General features: G+C 67.3%; 14 protein-coding genes and 2 pseudogenes. 7 read left to right on the top strand and 9 right to left on the bottom strand.

Annotated elements, in window-relative coordinates; translation table 11 throughout:
* Positions 1–493: 493 nt before the first annotated feature.
* The 3 genes from OG905_RS00280 to OG905_RS00270 are packed head-to-tail and all read right to left on the bottom strand — an operon-like array spanning position 494 to position 8,939.
* Positions 494–3,988 carry a hypothetical protein gene (locus OG905_RS00280; protein WP_328665315.1) on the bottom strand — a complete coding sequence of 1,165 codons (3,495 nt, stop codon included), beginning with the start codon at positions 3,986–3,988 and terminating at the stop codon, positions 494–496.
* Positions 3,985–6,156 carry a WD40 repeat domain-containing protein gene (locus OG905_RS00275; protein WP_328665313.1) on the bottom strand — a complete coding sequence of 724 codons (2,172 nt, stop codon included), beginning with the start codon at positions 6,154–6,156 and terminating at the stop codon, positions 3,985–3,987. Before OG905_RS00275 ends, OG905_RS00280 begins: the two co-directional genes overlap by 4 nt.
* Positions 6,156–8,939 (bottom strand): hypothetical protein, encoded by a 2,784-nt coding sequence (locus OG905_RS00270; protein WP_328665310.1) that lies wholly within the window; start codon positions 8,937–8,939, stop codon positions 6,156–6,158. The genes OG905_RS00275 and OG905_RS00270 overlap by 1 nt, the downstream gene beginning before the upstream one ends.
* A gap of 249 nt (positions 8,940–9,188) precedes the next feature.
* On the opposite strand from OG905_RS00270, the gene OG905_RS00265 reads away from it, so the two are divergent.
* From OG905_RS00265 to OG905_RS00250, 4 genes are all read left to right on the top strand, one after another.
* Complete coding sequence (locus OG905_RS00265) at positions 9,189–9,962, top strand: Hint domain-containing protein (RefSeq protein WP_328665309.1); 774 nt, start codon at positions 9,189–9,191, stop codon at positions 9,960–9,962.
* A 17-nt stretch (positions 9,963–9,979) separates the two neighbouring features.
* Positions 9,980–10,495 carry a hypothetical protein gene (locus tag OG905_RS00260; RefSeq protein WP_328665307.1) on the top strand — a complete coding sequence of 172 codons (516 nt, stop codon included), beginning with the start codon at positions 9,980–9,982 and terminating at the stop codon, positions 10,493–10,495.
* Positions 10,496–11,024: 529 nt separating this feature from the next.
* The gene (locus tag OG905_RS00255; protein ID WP_328665306.1) at positions 11,025–11,426 is read left to right on the top strand and encodes a hypothetical protein; all 402 of its coding nucleotides are present in this window, start codon (positions 11,025–11,027) and stop codon (positions 11,424–11,426) included.
* A gap of 200 nt (positions 11,427–11,626) precedes the next feature.
* The gene (locus tag OG905_RS00250) at positions 11,627–12,202 is read left to right on the top strand and encodes a hypothetical protein (RefSeq protein ID WP_328665304.1); all 576 of its coding nucleotides are present in this window, start codon (positions 11,627–11,629) and stop codon (positions 12,200–12,202) included.
* 14 nt (positions 12,203–12,216) lie between these two features.
* Here the strand turns inward: OG905_RS00250 and OG905_RS00245 are convergent.
* Together OG905_RS00245 and OG905_RS00240 are read right to left on the bottom strand one after the other, a co-directional pair.
* A pseudogene (locus OG905_RS00245) lies at positions 12,217–12,614 on the bottom strand (transposase).
* 83 nt (positions 12,615–12,697) lie between these two features.
* On the bottom strand, positions 12,698–13,114 hold the full coding sequence (locus OG905_RS00240) for an SMI1/KNR4 family protein (protein ID WP_328665300.1): 417 nt from the start codon (positions 13,112–13,114) through the stop codon (positions 12,698–12,700).
* Positions 13,115–13,511: 397 nt separating this feature from the next.
* Between OG905_RS00240 and OG905_RS00235 the strand changes: the two genes are divergently transcribed.
* From OG905_RS00235 to OG905_RS00225, 3 genes and pseudogenes are all read left to right on the top strand, one after another.
* Positions 13,512–14,093 (top strand): hypothetical protein, encoded by a 582-nt coding sequence (locus OG905_RS00235; RefSeq protein ID WP_328665298.1) that lies wholly within the window; start codon positions 13,512–13,514, stop codon positions 14,091–14,093.
* 340 nt (positions 14,094–14,433) lie between these two features.
* Positions 14,434–15,679, top strand: a pseudogene (gene istA / locus OG905_RS00230) (IS21 family transposase).
* Between the two features lie 136 nt (positions 15,680–15,815).
* Positions 15,816–16,064 (top strand): ATP-binding protein, encoded by a 249-nt coding sequence (locus OG905_RS00225; RefSeq protein WP_328665296.1) that lies wholly within the window; start codon positions 15,816–15,818, stop codon positions 16,062–16,064.
* Positions 16,065–16,113: 49 nt separating this feature from the next.
* On the opposite strand, the gene OG905_RS00220 is transcribed toward OG905_RS00225, so the two are convergent.
* The 4 genes from OG905_RS00220 to OG905_RS00205 all read right to left on the bottom strand — a co-directional run bounded on the left by OG905_RS00220 (position 16,114) and on the right by OG905_RS00205 (position 18,191).
* On the bottom strand, positions 16,114–16,410 hold the full coding sequence (locus OG905_RS00220) for a hypothetical protein (RefSeq protein ID WP_328665294.1): 297 nt from the start codon (positions 16,408–16,410) through the stop codon (positions 16,114–16,116).
* A 220-nt stretch (positions 16,411–16,630) separates the two neighbouring features.
* The gene (locus tag OG905_RS00215) at positions 16,631–17,065 is read right to left on the bottom strand and encodes a DUF6262 family protein (protein ID WP_328665292.1); all 435 of its coding nucleotides are present in this window, start codon (positions 17,063–17,065) and stop codon (positions 16,631–16,633) included.
* On the bottom strand, positions 17,062–17,739 hold the full coding sequence (locus OG905_RS00210) for a tyrosine-type recombinase/integrase (RefSeq protein ID WP_328665290.1): 678 nt from the start codon (positions 17,737–17,739) through the stop codon (positions 17,062–17,064). The genes OG905_RS00215 and OG905_RS00210 overlap by 4 nt, the downstream gene beginning before the upstream one ends.
* Complete coding sequence (locus tag OG905_RS00205) at positions 17,712–18,191, bottom strand: tyrosine-type recombinase/integrase (RefSeq protein ID WP_328665288.1); 480 nt, start codon at positions 18,189–18,191, stop codon at positions 17,712–17,714. Before OG905_RS00205 ends, OG905_RS00210 begins: the two co-directional genes overlap by 28 nt.
* Between the last annotated feature and the right edge of the window lie 299 nt (positions 18,192–18,490).

The raw sequence follows: 18,490 nt of genomic DNA, 5'->3' as shown, positions 1-18,490 counted from the left end.
TGGAGGAAGCGAAGCATGGCCCCTGGGAGAGCCCGCTGCATAGTGCGGCCGAGCCCCAGCACCTGATCGGCATCCTGGAAAAGGCGGAAGACCGGTGCCGTGGCACGCACCATCGTCGACGACGAAGCCTGCCCTTTCCGCGTAGAGGGCGAGGGCGCGGGCGACGGCGGCCTGACGGACCACTTCCGAGGTGGTGTAACGCGGGTTGGTCCAGCGCTGCGACTCGACGCTGCCCTGGCCGCCGCTGCGCGTCATCTCTGGGGGCCCCGCCGACTTCGACGAACTCCAGCGCACCATCACCCGGCTGGACCAGCAGAACATCGAGCTGGCTTGGATCCTGGGCGAACGGGAGCACGAGCTGAAGGCCGCCCGGGCTGCCAACCCAGAATCTGAGCCTTGTACCGGCGGTGCGTCGGCTGGCCCGGCGAAGATCACGCTGGTCTTTCCGTTACCCCGGGGGAAGCATGCCCGCTGGAACGGACCTCAGGAGGGGTCAGTTCGGCCGCCAGTCGGCGGGAAGGAGGGCGGCGTCGACGAACACCGTTCGGTCTCTCAGTTCGGCGGGTGACGCGGACGCGATGGGGGTGTCGAGCCGTTCGACTTCACGGACGCGGAGCCGGAGCGGGGCAGTGCCGGAGGGCATCCGCAGCGTGGACGGGATTTCCGGCTGATTGCTCGTCAGGGTGTGGGACGGCAGCGGACGCCAGGCGGGGACGTCGGCGGCAGGCGGAGTGGTGAGGTCGACCAGGTCGATCGCGCTGGGGAGGACTCCGGCGGGACCGTGTGCCTCTTCCAGGGTGGCTTCCAGGCGGTTGGGCGGGTTCGGGTTTGTTCCGAGCAGGGACAGGCGGAGGTCGGGGCCGGTCCGCTCGATGATCAGGCGGCGGTCGGGGAGGAGCCGTACGGGGTCGGTCACGACGACGGGGGAGAGGGCCAGCTTGGGCAGGCTGTTGGGTTGGAAGCGGGCGAGTGCGAGCCGGACGAACGGTGCGTAGGAGGGCGCTGTCGGGGGCGGGGTGATCTCGATGTCGGCGTACCAGCGGTCGCCTTCGCGGGTGACTGCGTAGGGAACGAGCCAGACCGAGGGGCCCATGTCCGGAGAGGTGGTCGGCGGCTCGCTGAATCCGGCGAACCAGCTCTTGGCGGCGAGTGGCGGGAGCGGCGCGGACGCGAAGACGGGGTCCCTGGCGAGCCGGGTCACCGGGACCGCGGGCGCGCCGGCTTCGTCGGCGACGAGGACGGCGAGGCGTTCCCCCTCGCCGGTCTCGTACCAGGGGCTCGCGAGTTCCACCCGCAGCCGGTGGGAAGAGCGCGAACGCTCGATCCGGGTGGCGGTCGCCTGGCTCTGCCAGCGGAAGGAAGGCGTTGTCGACAGCAGTGCGAGGCCCGGGGGGCGGGCGCTGGACGGGATGGTGACGGGTGCCTGGGTGCGGCTCAGCCGGAAGGCCTTGTCGGGGTCGGCGACGTCGAAGTACGCGCGGAAGCGGCTGATCGCGTTCAGCGTGTAGGTGACCTTGCGGTGTTTGCTGTCGCCGAACTCGTGGCGGACTGTCAGGGCGGGCGGGTCTCCCCGGGCGATGGTCTCCCCGTGCAGGTGGTCCACGCTCTGCTGGTGGTCGCCGTCGTTCGACCATTCGCGCCAGGACGCGGAGATCTCCAGCCGTCCGGTGCTGTCGGTGTTCAGCCCGGTGGGCGAGAAGACGGGCCGCAGAACGGCGTTGGTCGCGTGCTCGGCACGAGTCACCGCCCCGGGCGGAAGCTGCCAGACCGGCTCCGCCAGTGGACGTCTGACGGCATGGACCAGGTGAATCCTGCGGACCGGGGAGAGCAACGGGTGCCGCCCGTTTTGGACGGTGGCCTGCCACTGGTCGATCGGCGGGCGGGGGATCCCGGGTGAGTCGACCGGTTGGTCCAGCCAGGCCTTGACGGCGAAGTGGTCGAGGAAGCCGTCGCGGACGGTGGAGGACAGTTCGAGGACCGCTTCTTCGGCCTTGGCCAGCCGTATGTCCAGCCTGGCACCGTCCCAGTCGAGCCGGATGGGAGGGTTCGCGGTGAGCTGTTCGGAGAGTTCGACGCGTTTGGGGTCGGCCGAGGGCCAGGAGGGCCAGTCTGTCCGCTCGGTGATCGGGGCGGCGAGTCCGCCGGGGGCGGCGGGAATGTGGGCGCTGATGCCGCTGGTCGCCGGGTCGGGAAGCGCGCCGACCGGGTCGCCGGCGCCTTCGGCGCGCAGCGCGCGCAGGGCCCACTTCCAGGTGCGTTCCGTGAACTCAGGGCGGGAGTCTTCGGGGTCTTTCGGATCGAATACGCCGTGCTGCTCGGCAAGGGCGAAGCTGACGGTCGGCGGGTGGAGGGTGCGCCGTTCGACCGCGGGGTACTGGGGGTTGGCGGTGTGGAACTGGGCGGCGGTCAGGTCGAGGTCGCTGCGGATGACCATCTGGTCGATGGCCGCACCGGTGCTGAACGTGCCGTCGTGACTCAGCCGCGGCGGCTGGATGGGGTCGTTCCGGGTGTAGATGACCGTGTCGGTGGCGTCGGCGGTGCCCTGCGGGTCGTCCAGGCCCGGTCCCCCGCCGGTGAGGTCGGCGATCCGGGCCCGCATCTGGTAGCGGGTCGCGAACCGCAGCCGGGGCAGCCGACCGTCCGGCGAAGCGAAGGACCAGCGGAACTCGTACGGGGGTGCCTGCGCGGGGTTGGGTTCGGCCCCGGGGGTACCGCCGAGCAGGTTCACTAGCGGCACTGTCAGGCTCCACCCGTCCCAGCGAGCCACGACCTCGTCGGCGTGCAGGCGCCCGTCAGGGGTCTTCACCGCCGCGTACGGCTTGACGTGGCCTTCCTCGAGTCGGGTGCTGTCGCCCAGGGTGATGGTGCGCCCGTCAGGGGCCTTGACGGCGTAGGCGGCCTGGCGCTCGCACAGAGAACGCCAGTCGGGGTCGTCGCCGACACGGATGTCGACCCGGTAGCCGAGCACCAGGTCCTCGGCCGTGAACTCGGCGTTGCCCAGGGCCGCTCCGAGCCGGCCCGCGGCGATACCGGCCCGGGCGGTGAAGTCGGACTGGCGGTCGGGACGGATCAGCATGAGCCCGCCCGTCCGCAGGTCCGGCAGCGCGGGCCGGCGCTCGCCGCTGCCGTCCAGCGCCCTGGCCTCCGTGCGCAGGGCGCGTACGGCGCCGTCCACGTCGAGCGTGCTGAGCGCCCACCGCGGGGTTGTGGCGCCCGCCCAGTCGAGCAGGCCGACTCCCGTCAGATCCAGAACTCCCCTGTGGATGCCACTGGAGCCGTCGGCGGGGGCGGGCCAGAACGCGTCCTCGGCGAGGTCGTACTTGGTCCAGGGAGAGGTGACGTCCACCGGCAGGTCCGTGCCGCGGATGCGCAGGAACCGCGGGCCCGTTCCGACATCGAGGTCGTCGACCCCGGCGCTCAGCTCGAAGACCAGCCCGATGGCCTGCAACACCGTGGGGTGTTCGCGCAGCGTCGCGACGGCCCGGTGGAAGTCGATGGCCTGCGGGAGCGGCGGGAGCGGCTCCTCGACCTGGACGGACGGCGACAGCGGGGCCTTCCAGCGCTCGATCCGCTGCCGGACGGCGGCCGCCGCCTCGCCGTGGGGTGCGGGGACGCTCAGGATGCTGGTGCACTCCCGGTAGGACGTCACGACGGCCCGCGCGTCGGAATAGGTTGGGCGGACCTGGGGAGCGGCCTGTTGCTTCGGGGTCCACTCGTCGATCACCCCGGCGCCCCCGTCGAAGAACGCGTGCCAGGCGTCGCTGTCGGCGACCGGGTCGTACACCGGAGCGCGGTCGGCCTCACGGATGCCGTCGTCGAACTTGACCTGCAGTTCGAACGAGGCGTCGGCGAGAAGCGCGGGCCAGTCCTGCAGGCCGAGGTCGGCCAGGGAGCCCGCGCCCAGCCGGGGGACGACCATGACGCGGATCCGGGCGGTCGACGGCGAGGAAAGCCCGGCGGGCACCGCCACCCACACGAGTGTGCTCATGGCTGTCGGCTTCCCGGGTAGACACGGGCAATGGTGTCCTCGCAGGCGGTCGCCAGCAGTTTTCCGTCGGGGCTGTACGCCAGGTCGTTCACCGTGGCCGGATGGGCGAGCCGGCTAAGTTCGGTGCCCTCGACGGGATCGATGATCGTCAACGTGGGATTCGGTTCGTCGTTGACGAGCACCAATTGCGGCTCGGTCGGGTGGAAGGCGAGCCTGGTGATCGTCTGCGGGAAGGCCAGGCCCGAGGCCAGCTTCGGGGGGTCGGCCGTGACATCGAACAGATTGACGGCATGGTCCTTGCCGGCGGTCGCCAGCAGTTTTCCGTCGTGGCTGAACGCGGCCGCGGTCACCTCACGGGTGTGAACGGACCGCGCGAGCTCCCGCCCGGTCGCCGTGTCGATGATCAGCACTGCCCCGTCGTCGCCGCCGGTGGCCAGCATCGAGCCCTGCGGGCTGAAGGCGATCGCCCTGATCTTCCCGTCGTGGAGGAAGCGGAAGAGTTCCGCGCCGGTGGACGGGTTCAGGATTCTGGTCGAACGGTCCGCACAGGCCGTTGCGACGAACCGGCCGTCAGGGCTGGCGGACACCAGGGTCACCGCCTGCGGATGACTGAGCTTCCACCGTTCCTCGCCGGTGTCGCGCGCGAGGCGACGGGCGGTCTTGTCGACTGCGGCGGTCACCACGTCGTCGTCCCCGTCGGAGGGAAGGAACGCGAGCGCGTTCACCGGTGCGTTGTGTGGGACCAACCACTTTCTGTCCCCCGTGAGAGCGGAGAACAGTCGGACGCCGCCGTCGCTGCCGCCGGTGGCGAAGTGGCGTCCGTCCGGGCTGAATTCCAGGGAATTGATGACCCCCGGGTGGACCTTCTCGAGCACCTGCTCGCCGGTGTCGGCGTGGAACACCGACGCCTTCGCTTCGGGGTCATGGCTCACCGCGACGGCGAGCGGGCCGGGGGAGGAGGTGAGAGCGATGTGCTTCACCGGGCCGTCGAGTGTCTGATGGGAGACGCTCGTGGGGTTCATGTTGTGTATCTGGACGAATCCCGAGCTCTGGCGCGAGCCTCCGCAGACCGCGAGCCGGTGTCCGTCCGTGGAGAACGCGAGGTCGGTCAGGGGGTCTGTGGCTTGTTCCCACACCGTGGTGCCGAGCCTGGAGTTCACTACCCTCACTCCGTCGGCCGACGTGATGGCGATTTCCGGGAGAACGGGGTTGAACCGGACCTGGGGAGAGTTCCCCACCGGCGTCTCGAAACGTCGGCTGCCGTCGGCCACGTCCCACAGCGTCGCAGCCACCGGCCCGACCCTGACCAGTCGCCGACCGTCGGGACTCAACACGGTCGGGTGCGCACCGAGGAGCGGATCCTGGAGATCCACTGACGTCAGGACGTCACCGTTGTCGGTGCTGAGGGTGAACACCTGACGCTCCGTCGAGACGACCAGCGTGGTGTCGTCTTTGGAGAAGGTGAACTGCGTGACCGGTTCGGGGAGGGAAGTGACCCACCGCGTCGCGCCGGCCGTGAAGTCGGCGAGGGTCATGCGTGTGGAGTCGGCCGTCGCCAGCCGCTGGGAGTCCTGGCTGAAGGCGGTGGGGAGCAGGGGGGAGGAGAGGGAATCGAGCTCAAGCCGTGGCTGGCCGTTGGTGGCGTCGAGAAGGAGGATCCGCTGAGCCGAGGCCGCCAGCAGCTTGCCGTCGGGGCTGTAACCGACGTGTTGGATCTCTGCGGTTGGGTCGTCCTGCCCCCACAGCACGGTGCCGGATTCGACCACCACCACACTGAGTCGATCGCGAGGCGTTTTGTGACCGACGACCTGCAGGCCGGCATCTTCCCGGTTGAATCTTTCGCATTCCTTCCGCAACTTGGGCGGGACTTCGTTGCAGTCCACGAACTCCACGAACTCCGTGATCGTCTGCACGCCGCCCAGCCGGCCCGCGACGGCCACCGTCCGTCCGTCGGGGCTGACCGCGACGGACCTGGTGTCCAGGGTCTCCGTGGTCCAGCGCCTCTCGCCCGTCGCGGCGTTCAGAACCGCGAGCAACCGGGTTCGGAACGGATTGGACCCGGGTTGGAAGCCGATGGCGGCCACGCTCTGCCCGTTCCCGCTCCACACGACATGCGACGGCTTGAAGGAAAGGGTCGCCGTGGCCAGTACCTCACCGATCTTGCTCATTACCGGTCTCCTGTCGGAAGGGGGACGAACGCGGCCTGGTAGGCCCGCCATCGCTCCAGTCCCTCGTCGGCGTCGCGTGCGGCGAAGATGTCGTGGTCTCTGCGGCTCCCACCGCCGGCCAGCACCCAAGTGCCGCTGTCGAGTTCGACGCTGTCCGACCACAGGGTCAGGTCGATCTCGATGACGAGAGTCGCCCGGCCGACGAGGGCCTTGGTGGCGGACTGGTAAGCCAGCGAGATGCACAGCTCGACCGACACCGACACCAGTCCGAGGACCTCGACGCACCCGCCGATCCGCAGATAGCCGGTGAGCGTGACCGCGCTGCCTGCCAGCTCGAACCTAACCCCGCCGAAGGCGTGGACCTCACCACGGGCGACGATGAAGTCGACGGCGAGCATCGCACCGAACTCCAGCGCCGCCTCAAGCCGCCGCAGCCCGGTGTGGTCGATCTCCAGTTCCAGATACCCGCCGCCGCCGAACATCAGGACGGCCAGCCTGAACGGGTTCTCCCGACTCGCGAAGCCGAAGGACACCGACACCGGCCGTCCGTCGAACGGGATGGTGATCTCGGTGTTCACCGCGAGGTCGCGCATCACGAACGCGCCCGCGGTGACCGAGGGCAGCGGCAACGAGTAGTGCGCGACGAGGCCGGCCGGTGTCACATCGATGTACGGTTCGAGGTCGCCGAGGTCGACGGCGTCCCCCAATTGCTCGAGCAGTTGAAGTTCGCCGAGGAACTTCACCCCCACCCCGTCGACCTGAATCCTGGGTGGGCCTCCGCTGCGGTGGGTGAAGGTCAGCGACGCGAACTGGAGCTGCAGCAACGGCTTGGACGGGGACGGCAGCACCAGGGCGAAGTCACGTACTTTGCAAACGGTGTCGGCGCCGGCGGCCGATACCGTCACGGTCAGATCCAGGGTGCTCTGACCGGTCGGCTGGAAGGGACCGTTCCTCTTGAGCTTGACCCCCGTCCATGCCATCTTCGCCGCCGGCGGTTGGCCGTGCTGGAGCATAGACGTGATCGCCGGCGGTGCCTTGAGGTCGGTCACGAGATCCTTGAGGGCGAATCCCAGAAGGGTGGCGTCCGGGGGGAAGAGCTGGCCCGGATCGATGAGCCCCGTCCCCGGGGCTGGTAGTGCCCCCGTATCGATGGGGCCCAGCGTGCGGGAAATCGCGTCTGTTTCGAGGTGGGGCGCTACGAGGCCACCGGACCGGGCTGTCCGGCCGACGAAGCTGATGTCGAGAGCAGAGGCCATTTTCAGCAGCACGTCCTGGGTCGCGCCCTGGCTGAGGTATTCCGCCGTGAAGTGGACCTCTTTCGGGGAGTCGCTGCCCAGCAGGGTCCGCAGCGCGGGCAGCCGTACCTCCAGAGCCTTGAGCCGCGGACGGTACCCGGTGGAGTGCAGGCTGCCTTCGATGGTGATGCCGTGCACCTCGTGGACGTCGCCATCGCGACGTACGTTCGCCCGGACGAGGTCGATGGGAATTCCGGGCAGCTGGACGGAGCGCTGTTTGTAGACCTTCGCGAGTTCCTTCTCGAAGTCGGGATCGGTGAGAGAGGAGAAGCCGGGCCGTGCCACATCGGCGACGAACAACAACGGCAGGTCGAAGCGGACGTCGCGGAGGGGAGCCGCGCACCGGACGGGGAAGGCAACAGGCCCGTCATTCGCCGTGGTCGGCTGGAAGAAGACGTCGCTGTGAACTTGCCCTGTTGCCGGGTTCTTGAAGTCCTGCCAGTCCGCGCTCTTGAGGTTCGGATACGCGAGGGTGGTGATCTCGACATCCCCGAACGGGAAGGCACGGGCGGCGGCTCCTTCGGGGGGCGGGCGGCGCACCGGCTCGGTGACGGTGAGGACGAACTGGCTCCGGAGCACGGCGGCGTTTCCGGCCGTCTGGTCGAAGATCCGCTCGCTGAGCTCCACGTATTTGGCCCGGTGGCCCAGTGGATAGAGCACGCCGGAGGTCACCGTGCGGACCCGGACGTCCCGGCCGAGTACTGCCTCGTGCTCCCACTGGAAGTTCTCCCACAGGCCAGTGGCCGACAGCGTGCCGCCCAAGGCGCTCAATTCGAGCCTGGTGGCCCGTGCGGGACGCACACTGGCCTCGGCGGCAAGCCGTGTCCGCTCCGCCCTGCCCAGTGGGATGGGCCCGCCCAGCGGGTCGGAGAAGACGGGATCGGCCACCTTGGCGGTGTCCTCGTCGATGGCCCGCAGCGCGAGAGCGGCATCGCGGACAGGCGCTCCCGGCTCCGACCGGGTGGCGGCAAGACGGGCCCGCCACAGGCCGGAGACTCCCGCGAGCGTCACCGGAAGCACGGGATGGACGGACATCACGTCGTGATCGCCCAGGCGATCCTCGAACGAGAAGGTCATCCGCCAGGGCAGTTCGAGAGCTGTGTCCGTGGCCCGTGGAGGTGACGTGGGCGGGATCGGTCGGCCTCGGCTCAGCGCCTGGAGGACGCCGTCCACTGTCGGGACGAGCGTCGTGCCGCGCGGCAGATTGAACGCGATCCTGCTCGGTCCGGAGAGAGCGGCATGCCAGACGGGCACGGGGGCGCCGGAGCCCGAAGGCAGGATCTGGGGCGGCGCTTCGTCGCGCCGTGAGGTCTCCTCGGCCACATGCTGAGGCGGAAAGGTGAGCAGTATTAGCGCGTCGTCGGTGGCAGCCTTGAGCACGGGCATACCGTCAGGGCGCGTCTCGGTGAGTGTCAGACCGGACCAGCTCACGCCGAGCAGCAGGTGATCTGCGGATCTGATGAGCAGAAAGTTCGGCACAGCAACCACCAGCCACAAGGCCCTTATTCATCTTCGAATTCTTCCCGGTCGCCCAGAGGGAGGACTCACAGCAAATGCCGGGAGCAGGCGTGCCCTGGAATGGGCGACAGGAGGGAGCGGTAACGCGTCCACCTCGGTGAATCCAGGCGCGCTTCGGGTCGAACCGACGAGCGGCGTGTAGAGCAACGGACTCCACATTGTGCGTGTTGGAGACTGCGCCTTTCGCCCAGAAGTGCTCCCCCTTGTTTCAATAATGAAATGCTTTCGGGCCCGCCGTTGGCCGCTGGTCTCTCAGCGAACCAGCACGCAATTCTGCGTAGGGCCAAGGTCGTAGCCGTAGAGGTGAGGACTCCCTTCAACGGTATTGCGCACATCCGCAGTACGCCAGTTGACGCAGCCAGGACAGTGTGCAGTCGCAAGGTCGAGCGCCTGATCACCACGGAGCACGACAAAGACTTCGTCACCCTCAAGATCCGCAACGGCAAACAGACCGGCAGCATCAAGGCCACGGAGCTACACCCCTTCTGGGTCGCCTCCGAGAGGGCATGGATCGAGGCCGGTCACCTCAAGCCGAGCATGACGCTGAGGACGCCCGACGGCTCACTGGCGGTCATCGAGTCCGTTAGGGAGTGGCACAAGCAGCGCCTCACCCACGACCTCACGGTATCCGTCAACCACTCGTACTATGTACTGGCCGGGGCCACGCCGCTGCTGGTGCACAACTGCGGGCCGATGGACTTCAACTTCCGGCAGATCCAGGACCGGATCGCGGTCCACACTCTGCCGCTTCACGGCCACGGCACACCGTCGGTCGGTACGAAGTTCGCGGCTGATGTGGACGAGGACATTCTCTTCGCGAAGGTCCTCGAGGGAGTCAACGAGAAGACCAAGACGGGAAAACTCGATGAGACCGGCAACCACGAACACATCTTCCAGTGGGACGGTGCTGGTGCCAACGGTGAGAACTACGTGAGGGTATGGATGACACCCAACGGACAACTCGGCGGCATGTACCCCATCGCGTCACCGTGAGCACGAGCATGAGCGATATGAGAGAGACGATCGAACTCGATTTCGTGATCAAGGGATACCCGGGAACCGGGAGGAGGGTCGAGGCGGAGAGCGACCTCTCGCAGGTCTATCGCCCCGATCTTCTTCAGGGCGCCTTTATGGGTGATGCGGTCATGCTGTTCGGCAACACGGATCTGAGTCCGCGTTTCGGCTGGGTGACGCTGATCGACTGGTGTCTGCGGCTGTCCGGCGCGGTGGCCGAGCTGAAGGTGACGGATGAGAAGACCGTCCGATTCTCCGAATCGGACGACTTCATCTCCTTCAGGCGCAGCGAAGAAAAGCTGCACGTCTCCACCAGCTATGAGCCTGGCACCGTCACGGTTCCGTTCGACGCATTCGTCGATTCGGTGCGCGATTTCGTCGAAAGCCGACTTGATTGGATCGCAGCGAATTTCCCGGATGCTATGCGGAACCCAGCCATGCCGGATGTACTGAGCCGCATCGGCCAGGCCTTCCCTCCGCGTACTGATGATTCAGATGGGGGCCGCGCGTAGGGGCTGACTCCCGCCGATCCGAAAGGAGCGCCCGGTCCGGCGGAGATTGACGGCGGGCTGGTATTACCCGATCGGCCGTCAGCTGAGGCTGGCGGCCGATTCGCGTTCGCGGGGATGGTCCCGGGCGGGTCGTCGGAGACGTTCCGCCGCGCTTCTGCTCCCCGCGCCCGCGGGGATGGTCCCAACGGACCCGCGGGGGCGGCGGGGCACTCTCGGGCCATACCTTCCAGAAGAACTGACTTCCCAGGCCGCGGCTTTGGCTTCCCGGCGTGCTGATCGGCGAGGCGAGTGACGCTGTGTCGATGAATCGGCTATCGGCTCAGGCAGTTCGCGTCGTGTATACGGAACTGGGGGTAGGGTCCGGCAACGACCCAGCCTTCCAGCCACCCGGTAAGCCACTGAGCAATCGACAGCGTCGTATAGCTCATAACACGATCATGCTCCCCAGTCCCAGTAGTCGTGTCGTGGTGGAGCGTGGGAGCGTGGCCCTGGATCGTGGGCGGTGGCCTGTGTGGGGAAGCGGGGCTGGATGAACATGGTGTGGGCGGCGACGTCGCCGGAATCGGGACTGTTCCATCCGGTTGAGAGACGTTCCGAGGTGAAGGATCTGTCAGACCGCTTCAACGACCTGCGTTCCCGTGGTCAGGGGTACGTCGAGGTTCGGTCGCCGAACAGCAAGTTCCCGGTGCTGATCCTGGCCTTCCGAGATGATCACGCGGTCGTCCATCTGATGAGTGACACCGAGCGGATGTCTCTGCTCGTAGGAGACGGCACCGTACCCTCGGATGTCGAGGTCGAAGTCCCGATCATGGACGACCTCGCCGCGTTCACGGGCGACTTTGTCCTGCATATCGATCGGGCGTGGGGCCTGGTGCACGACTTCACCCAGATGCGGGCGGCCGGCCCTCGGGGTGAGTGGTGTGAGTTGTAGCTAAAGTGCGGGTGGGGTGAAGGCTGGAGTAAGACGCGTAGGCCACGTCGCACGCCTATGACCCAGCCCAAGGTTCAGCACCCGACCAAGTGCCCTTGGCTCGATGGACGGGTACGAGCCAGTGGGGCCGACGCGCACTGTCGTTCTCTGAAGAGCTTGCGCCTCGTGCCAAACAGACAGGCACAATGCGCGGAGTGGACATGGAAACGAAGGTGGCCTTAGCGGGCGTAGCCGGCTCGCTCCTAGGGGCAATGGCGGGGGCCCTCGGGGCCACGCGAGCTGCCTTGATCAGTAGCCGCGGACAGTCCTCCCTGGAGGCCAAGAAGTCCCTCAAGACTGCCGTAAATGCCTTTGCGACAGCTATGTTGCTTCAGCGCGACGCCGTCGATGAGATCATGGGCGACGTTCGGTGGCGCCGCTTGGAACCTGTAGCAGTGATGGGAAAAATCCAGGCTGCCCGCCAGTCGCAGGTTGACTTGAAGCGCACGGTTAGTGCCGTTGCAGTAGAGGCGCCGGAGTACCCCGCCGCCCTTGCCCAGTTTGCTGTTGTGCATCTCGACATATGGCTCGAACACCTGGCCGATTTCATTAGTGAAGGCATGCCCCCTGCCGAGAATCCTGATCAAGTCGACTTCTGGGAGCAACGTTGGGGGGACAAGCGCTTGATGGACGAAGTAGTCGATAGCTTCACTAGAGCCTGCCGTGCCGTCTTTAAGAGCGAGAGGCGCATGTTCCTTGTACGTTTGCTGCCTCCTGCCCGGCGTCGCCGTACGTAGAGCTCGTGACACGATCATGATCGGTGCCTCTTAAGCCGCCTCCAGCAGATGAGGCCGCAGGCCAATGAGACGAAGGCGTCGTGGAGTTCGGTTCGGCGTTCCCAGCGGACGGCGAGGCGCTTGAACTGGTGGAGCAGGGCGAAGGTCTGCTCCACGACGTAGCGGAGCTTGCCCAGGCCCTTGATGTTCGGGGCGCCTTTGCGGGAGATGACCGGCAGGATCCGGCGGCGTCGCAGCTCATGGCGCACGGCCTTCGAGTCGTAGGCCTTGTCGCCGAGGAGCGAGTCGGGGCGTCTGCGCGGGCGGCCGGGCGCAGACACAGCCGGTCCGCCATCGGCCGCGGCCCCGGCGACTTCTGCGGCCAGGGCGGCAACAACGGCTCGATCAGCGCCCACAAGTCGTCGTCCACGATCCACGGCCGAGTGCTCACAGCATCTCGAACGGCGGAATCGTCACATCGGTCACGCCCGACCAGGGCACTTCAACAAGATCGTGTTACGAGCTCGTAGGGACCAGAACGCAGCATTCGTTGGCATCCCAATCCCAGATACGTCCTTCAGGGGTGTCGAAATCGACCATGGTCCACATGGCGCAGCCACGGTCCATGAGCGGGACCACCCCTGGTGGCGCTGCTGGGAAGTCGGGATCGCTGGTGGAGGACGCGAAGAGGCGGTGAGCCTCGATGATGTCCTGTTCGTCGCTGTACCACCGGCCGGTGTCCGTCAGCGAGACACACTGCCATGGGCCGAAGCCACCATTGGCGACCTCTAGGTACAAGCGCCGCAACAACTGCGGCATCGGATAGCCGATAGCATCCTCGGCCCTGGCGGCATCTGGGGGGGAAGCGGGCGGAGGAAGGTCACGGTCAGTGACGGCGGCGCGGACCGCTTCGATGAGTTCGTCATCGGTCATGCCTTGCACCCTCCACTACGCCAGGTGGCGCGTCTCGCGCAGGGCCTCGCAGCACAGGGACGAGACTGGTCTCCTTGGTCGCCAGGCGAAGCCGAGCGGCCTGTGCTGGGCCAGCAGCGCTTTCCTGATCTCTTCGGGACCTGGGCCTGCCTTCTCGTACTGCCCGTTGGGCAAGGTTGGCACTGCCCTTCGACGCCCCTGCGCAGCTGTTCTCGGTCGATGAACTGACCGACGTCGCTGACCAGCACGCCACCTCCGGTCAAGAACGGCTGTTCCGAACCAGTTTCGCGCCTCCGAGTAACCCGTCGGCGGGCCGCCCGCCTTCCGTTGTCAGTGGGCGGCCTTAGCGTGTCTCCCAACGATCTCGGAGGGGAGTGACCATGGGTTCTCGGGGGAGTTGGTCTTCGGCCGCAGCGACCGTCCGCTGCTGAAGGCGCCGGCGTTCGATGGAGTCGGGCACGGCAGTCACAGTGTCCACGTCGATTGGCCCCGCGGGGGTAGCTGGCAGACGCTGCAGTTCGACGACGGCGTCATCGAGAAGCCGGACGCGACGCTGCAGGCGCTGGTGGTGTGGACGGGTGCTTCGGCATGCGTGGTTTCCGTCTACGACAGTGACGTTGCGGTGGTGAGTGGCCTGGAGCCAGGCGGGGAGCGCTGGGGGGCATGCTTGAACCTGGAGAAAGCAGCCGGACTGTGGGCGGAAGTTCCCGATGATGTCGACGACATGAGCGAGTGGATCAGCACGCCCGCGTTCGCCGGGGCCGTCGACCGTAAGCGCGCAGAGCTGGACGCCCAAGTTGCGGGCCATGCCCAGGGCGCATTGGATTGGGCCCGCTCCGCGGGCTTCGGGCACTCGGTCGTTGCGGCCTCGATCCAGACAGTCCTGCGCTCGCGGGAACTCTTCGTTGAGGAGCTGTTCGATGTGCTGCTCGATCGGCTTGGCTTCCCGGAGGCCGTTGCCCCTGAAGGCGAGCACTGATCTTCCCCCGAGTCAGCGCTTGTCGCTTCCCGGCGGTGGATGTGACGCAGCCTTCCGCTCACTCGGTCAGCTCGTGGCAGACCGGTGCGGCGCCCCCGTGTACTCACCGGCGTCTGAGTACGGGAGCGTCATGCGGGTTGCCGCTGTGTCAGCGAGATGATCGGCCAGCCGGGCAGTGATCAGGGACGCGTGCTCCCGCACCGGACCGTGGCCGATGGTGGTGGTCAGAGGACTGTCAGTGGCGCCGGTGTCGGCGACGGCTGAAAAGTGGACCAGTAGCGACGCTTGAAAGTTGACCCCCTCCAGGGGTCTGGCTCGTTGAGTCAGGTCGGGAGGAGTGGTGATCAGCGTGGAGGACTGGGCGGAGATCCGCCGGCTTCACCGGGCCGAGGAGATGCCGGTGAGAGCCATCGCGAGGAAGCTGGGGATCTCGAGGAACACCGTTCGCAGAGCGATCGCGGACGATGCTCCGCCGAAGTACCAGCGGGCCTCAAAGGGCTCGATCGTCGATGTCGTCGAGCCGCAGATCCGCGAACTGCTCGAGCAGTGGCCGGAGATGCCGGCAACGGTGATCGCGGAGCGGATCGGCTGGGACCGGGGCCTGACTGTGCTCAAGGACCGGGTCCGTGCACTGCGTCTGGCCTATCGGCCCGTCGATCCGGCGTCGCGGACGGTCTATGAACCCGGCGAGCTGGCGCAGTGCGATCTGTGGTTTCCGCCGGCCGAGATCCCGCTGGGCTTCGGGCAAGTGGGGCATCCGCCGGTGCTGGTGATGGTGGCTGGCTATTCGCGGTGGATCACCGCCCTGATGCTGCCGTCACGGTCTGCGGCGGACCTGATTGCCGGGCACTGGCGGCTGCTGACCGACCTCGGTGCCGTTCCGAGGGTTCTGGTCTGGGACAACGAAGGGGCCGTCGGCTCCTGGCGGTCCGGAGGGCCACGGCTGACCGATGAGTTCGCGGCGTTCGCCGGGTTGCTGGGCGTGAAGTTCGTGCCCTGCAAGCCGCGGGATCCGGAGGCGAAGGGCTTGGTCGAGCGGGCGAACGGCTATCTGGAGACGTCGTTCTTGCCGGGTCGGGTGTTCACCTCGGCGGCGGACTTCAACGTCCAGCTGGCCGACTGGCTCACCAAGGCCAACCGGCGCGTTCATCGCACTTTGCAGGCCCGGCCGTCCGACCGGCTTGAGGCCGACCGGTCGCGGATGCTGTCGCTGCCGCCCATCGCCCCGCCGGGCTGGTGGAAGGCATCGCTCAGGTTGCCGCGGGACCACTATGTCCGCCTGGAAACCTGTGATTACTCCGTCCACCCGTTGGCCATTGGCCGTCGTGTCGAGGTGGCCGCGGACCTGGAACAGGTCCTGGTGACCTGCGACGGAGTCGAGGTCGCCCGCCATGCCCGCAGCTGGGCCAGGCACCAGACGATCACCGATCCCGACCATGCTGCTGCCGCGGCCGGCCGCAAGGACTGCCGCGATGAAGCAGGCCCCCGCGGACCTCACCGAGGTCGAAGAGCGGTCGCTGGACTCCTATGACCGCATCTTCGGCGTCATCGACGGCGGACTGACCACCGGTGAAGGGGCAGCGTGATGAGCTCGAACAACACGAAGCGGCCGGGCAACAGTCGCGATGTCACCTCCGAACTCGTCTATCTCACCAAGGCGTTGAAGGCTCCGGCTCTTCGCGATGCGGCCGCCCGGCTCGCTGATCGGGCCCGTTCGGAAGAGTGGAGCCACGAGGAGTATCTGGCCGCCTGCCTGCAGCGGGAGGTCGCCGCCCGCGACCCCACGGCGCTGAAGGCCGCATCCGCGCGGCTCGTTTCCCATCCCGCAAGTCGCTCGAGGACTTCGACTTCGACCACCAGCGGTCGGTCAAGCGCGAGGTCATCTCTCACCTCGGGACGCTCGATTTCGTCGTGGGGAAGGAGAACGTGATCTTCCTGGTGCCCTCGGTTATCAATGGTTTCCGCTTCTAATGTGGCGTTCTTGCACGTCAGAACGTTGATGAGATTGATGCCAGGTGGGTCAGCGTAGGCTGGCAAGTTCGTTGACGTGGCGGGTGGGAGTGCCAAGGAAGAGATCGGGCTGTGCCGGACCGTGGACGATGTTGAGCGTGTCGAGACGGTAGGTCCATTCGCCACCGCATGAACCGGTGAAGCGGTAGTTGATCTGCCAGCGGAGCCACTCTCCGCGGGCGAGGCGAACGGCAGGGGGACGCCGCCATCTGCGCGGCATGCCGGATGGCGTCGCGACCAGCTGAACCCGCAGCAGTCCGTCGACTTCCCGCAGGAGCGCTCCGGCGTCCGTGCTGGAGTCGGGCATGCTGTCGTGCATCACAGACCGGGGTTGGAAGTCTTCGGCTTCGTGCATCCGGACCTCGTGCATGAAGGGTGGTGAGCCGAGCGGCAGCGGAAAGGCCGTCGGGGTCGCGTTCCGACGTGCGGCTTCGAGCCCGCCGCGGGATTGTTTGGTCCAGGATGTGCGGACCCACTGCGCCACTGTCTCCACGAGGCTGATCCTGCGGCATGGCGTTGGCCGGCCGCTACTCCGTTTCGGCGAGGGCCGCTCGCGGCAGGCCACGCCGGGCGAGTTCGCGGCGGAGGTTGAGATTCTCGCCATGGGCCTGCTCCAGCGCGTTCTGCAGGGCCTGTACTTCTTCTCGGTGCTGCTTCTTCAGGCGTGTGATCCGGTTGGTCAGTGTGAGGACGAGGGTGCTTTCGGCGTCAGCGGGGGCAGCTGGTGCGGGAAAGGGACGGGCTTGGGACCGTAGGCGTTCAATGCGTCCGCTCAGGTCGGGGTGGTTATAGAGGAAGGCATGCGAGACGCCTGCCTCGCGCTGGACGGCCTGGAAGGTGATCGTCTCGCCGCGCTTGATGAGGGTGCGGAGGGCTTGCTCGGCGGCCTTGGTCTTGGCCTGCGACTTCGCCTTGGCTGCGGCGTTCAGGGTCTGGGCGCGCTTGGTGCGGGCGTCGGTCATGGCTGGGTCCTTCGGTGGCGGTCGAGGTCGAGAGCGAGTGGGACGGGGCCTGCCGGTGTGGTGCCGCAGCCAGCGCCCTGGACGGCGCAATTGGGTTTGTCACCGATGGCTTCCAGGAGCCGGGTCAGGGCCGCGTGCTCGGCCCGCCGCTGCAGGAGCCAGACGTTGTCCTCGGGCATGGGGCGGCCGTGACGCTCCTGGAAGGCGGTGGTGGAGCGGTCGATCAGAGCCTTGGTCTCGGCCAACTGTCGTTCAAGGGCTGGTTGGTGGGAGGCGTCGGTGACGAAGACCGAGCAGGTCAGGCAGGCGTTTCCCTTGTCGCAGGTCTGCAGCGGAGGCAGCATGCACCAACCATGGGGCAGGAACCGCTCGGCCCGGTTGAACAGGTGGAGACTGTCGTGGTCGTCGCGGGAGAAGGTGACGTGGGTGCCGTCCGCCCGCAGCTTGGCGGTGGCGAGGAATGCCTGCTCGGCGTGTTCCTGGCGGGCGGCGACGTAGTGCATCGACATTGACGGGGTGGCATGCCCGGCATAGCGCATCAACACATGGACGGGCAGGCCGAGTTCGGCAAGCCTGGTCAGCTTGGTGTGACGGAATCGGTGGGTGTGACTCAGGCCGACTGCCTGGCCTTTGCTGTCGGTGATGTTCACGATCTTGCTGAACTCGCGGAGCATCCAGTTGTAAGTGCCGGACGGATAGGGCTTGTCGCCCTGGCGGTTGCCGGTCCGCTCACCTGCCAGGAAGAGATGTACGACCTCCAGTTCGCCGCGGCCCGCAGGGCTTCGTCCTCCCGGACCCAGCCGTAGAGGTCGAGCGTCGTCTGGACGTGTGCGTGTCCGAGCCGGCGCGAGACCACCCACTCCGGAGTCCCTGCCAGCAGCAGCGCGGTCGCGTGGCTGTGCCTGAACCAGTGCGGTGTCCACGATGACGGGCCGATGCGCTTCTTGCGCAGGGCGGCCGTCTTGTCCCGCACCGTTCCCTCCCGCAGGGCGGCCAGCAGCGGAGGCCGGGTCAGGTTCACCAGCAGCGGCGAGTGCGTACCAATCTCCATGCCCAACGCGGCGGCCTGGCAGGCCAGATGCGTCAGATAGTCGGCGAAAAAATCGCTCCAGGTCCGTGCCGACATAGACTTTTCTCGGGCGCATCATCTTCACCCTGGCCCCGTTCGGATTGTCCTCGCGCGGGACGATCTCGATATAAGGGGTGCCGCCGCGGCCCATGACGAAGTCGCCGATCCGCAGGCCAAGAGCCTCACCCAGCCGCATCCCGGTCTCCGCGAGCAGGGCGAACAGCAGCCGGTCGCGCAGGTTCCCCGCCCACTCACCCACCGAGGCGTCCGGCCTCGCGCAGCCATCCAGGATCGCCTGAATCTCGGTCGGCAGCAGCAGAGGCGGCCGTCCGTGAAGCCGATGCCTGCGGACCCGG

It is taken from the genome of Streptomyces sp. NBC_00322 (genome assembly GCF_036147535.1).
Taxonomy (GTDB): domain Bacteria; phylum Actinomycetota; class Actinomycetes; order Streptomycetales; family Streptomycetaceae; genus Streptomyces.
The sequence above is the reverse complement of the archived record's forward strand: the minus strand, read 5'-3'. Positions and strand labels throughout refer to the sequence as shown.

What these genes read in the sequence shown, in the direction of transcription:
- OG905_RS00280 (WP_328665315.1), bottom strand. Translation starts at nt 3,988, where the DNA reads ATGAGCACACTCGTGTGGGTGGCGGTGCCCGCCGGGCTTTCCTCGCCG.
- OG905_RS00275 (WP_328665313.1), bottom strand. Translation starts at nt 6,156, where the DNA reads ATGAGCAAGATCGGTGAGGTACTGGCCACGGCGACCCTTTCCTTCAAG.
- OG905_RS00265 (WP_328665309.1), top strand. Translation starts at nt 9,189, where the DNA reads ATGCTTTCGGGCCCGCCGTTGGCCGCTGGTCTCTCAGCGAACCAGCAC.
- OG905_RS00260 (WP_328665307.1), top strand. Translation starts at nt 9,980, where the DNA reads ATGAGAGAGACGATCGAACTCGATTTCGTGATCAAGGGATACCCGGGA.
- OG905_RS00255 (WP_328665306.1), top strand. Translation starts at nt 11,025, where the DNA reads ATGAACATGGTGTGGGCGGCGACGTCGCCGGAATCGGGACTGTTCCAT.
- OG905_RS00250 (WP_328665304.1), top strand. Translation starts at nt 11,627, where the DNA reads ATGGAAACGAAGGTGGCCTTAGCGGGCGTAGCCGGCTCGCTCCTAGGG.
- OG905_RS00240 (WP_328665300.1), bottom strand. Translation starts at nt 13,114, where the DNA reads ATGACCGATGACGAACTCATCGAAGCGGTCCGCGCCGCCGTCACTGAC.
- OG905_RS00220 (WP_328665294.1), bottom strand. Translation starts at nt 16,410, where the DNA reads ATGCCCGACTCCAGCACGGACGCCGGAGCGCTCCTGCGGGAAGTCGAC.
- OG905_RS00215 (WP_328665292.1), bottom strand. Translation starts at nt 17,065, where the DNA reads ATGACCGACGCCCGCACCAAGCGCGCCCAGACCCTGAACGCCGCAGCC.
- OG905_RS00210 (WP_328665290.1), bottom strand. Translation starts at nt 17,739, where the DNA reads ATGCTCCGCGAGTTCAGCAAGATCGTGAACATCACCGACAGCAAAGGC.
- OG905_RS00205 (WP_328665288.1), bottom strand. Translation starts at nt 18,191, where the DNA reads ATGTCGGCACGGACCTGGAGCGATTTTTTCGCCGACTATCTGACGCAT.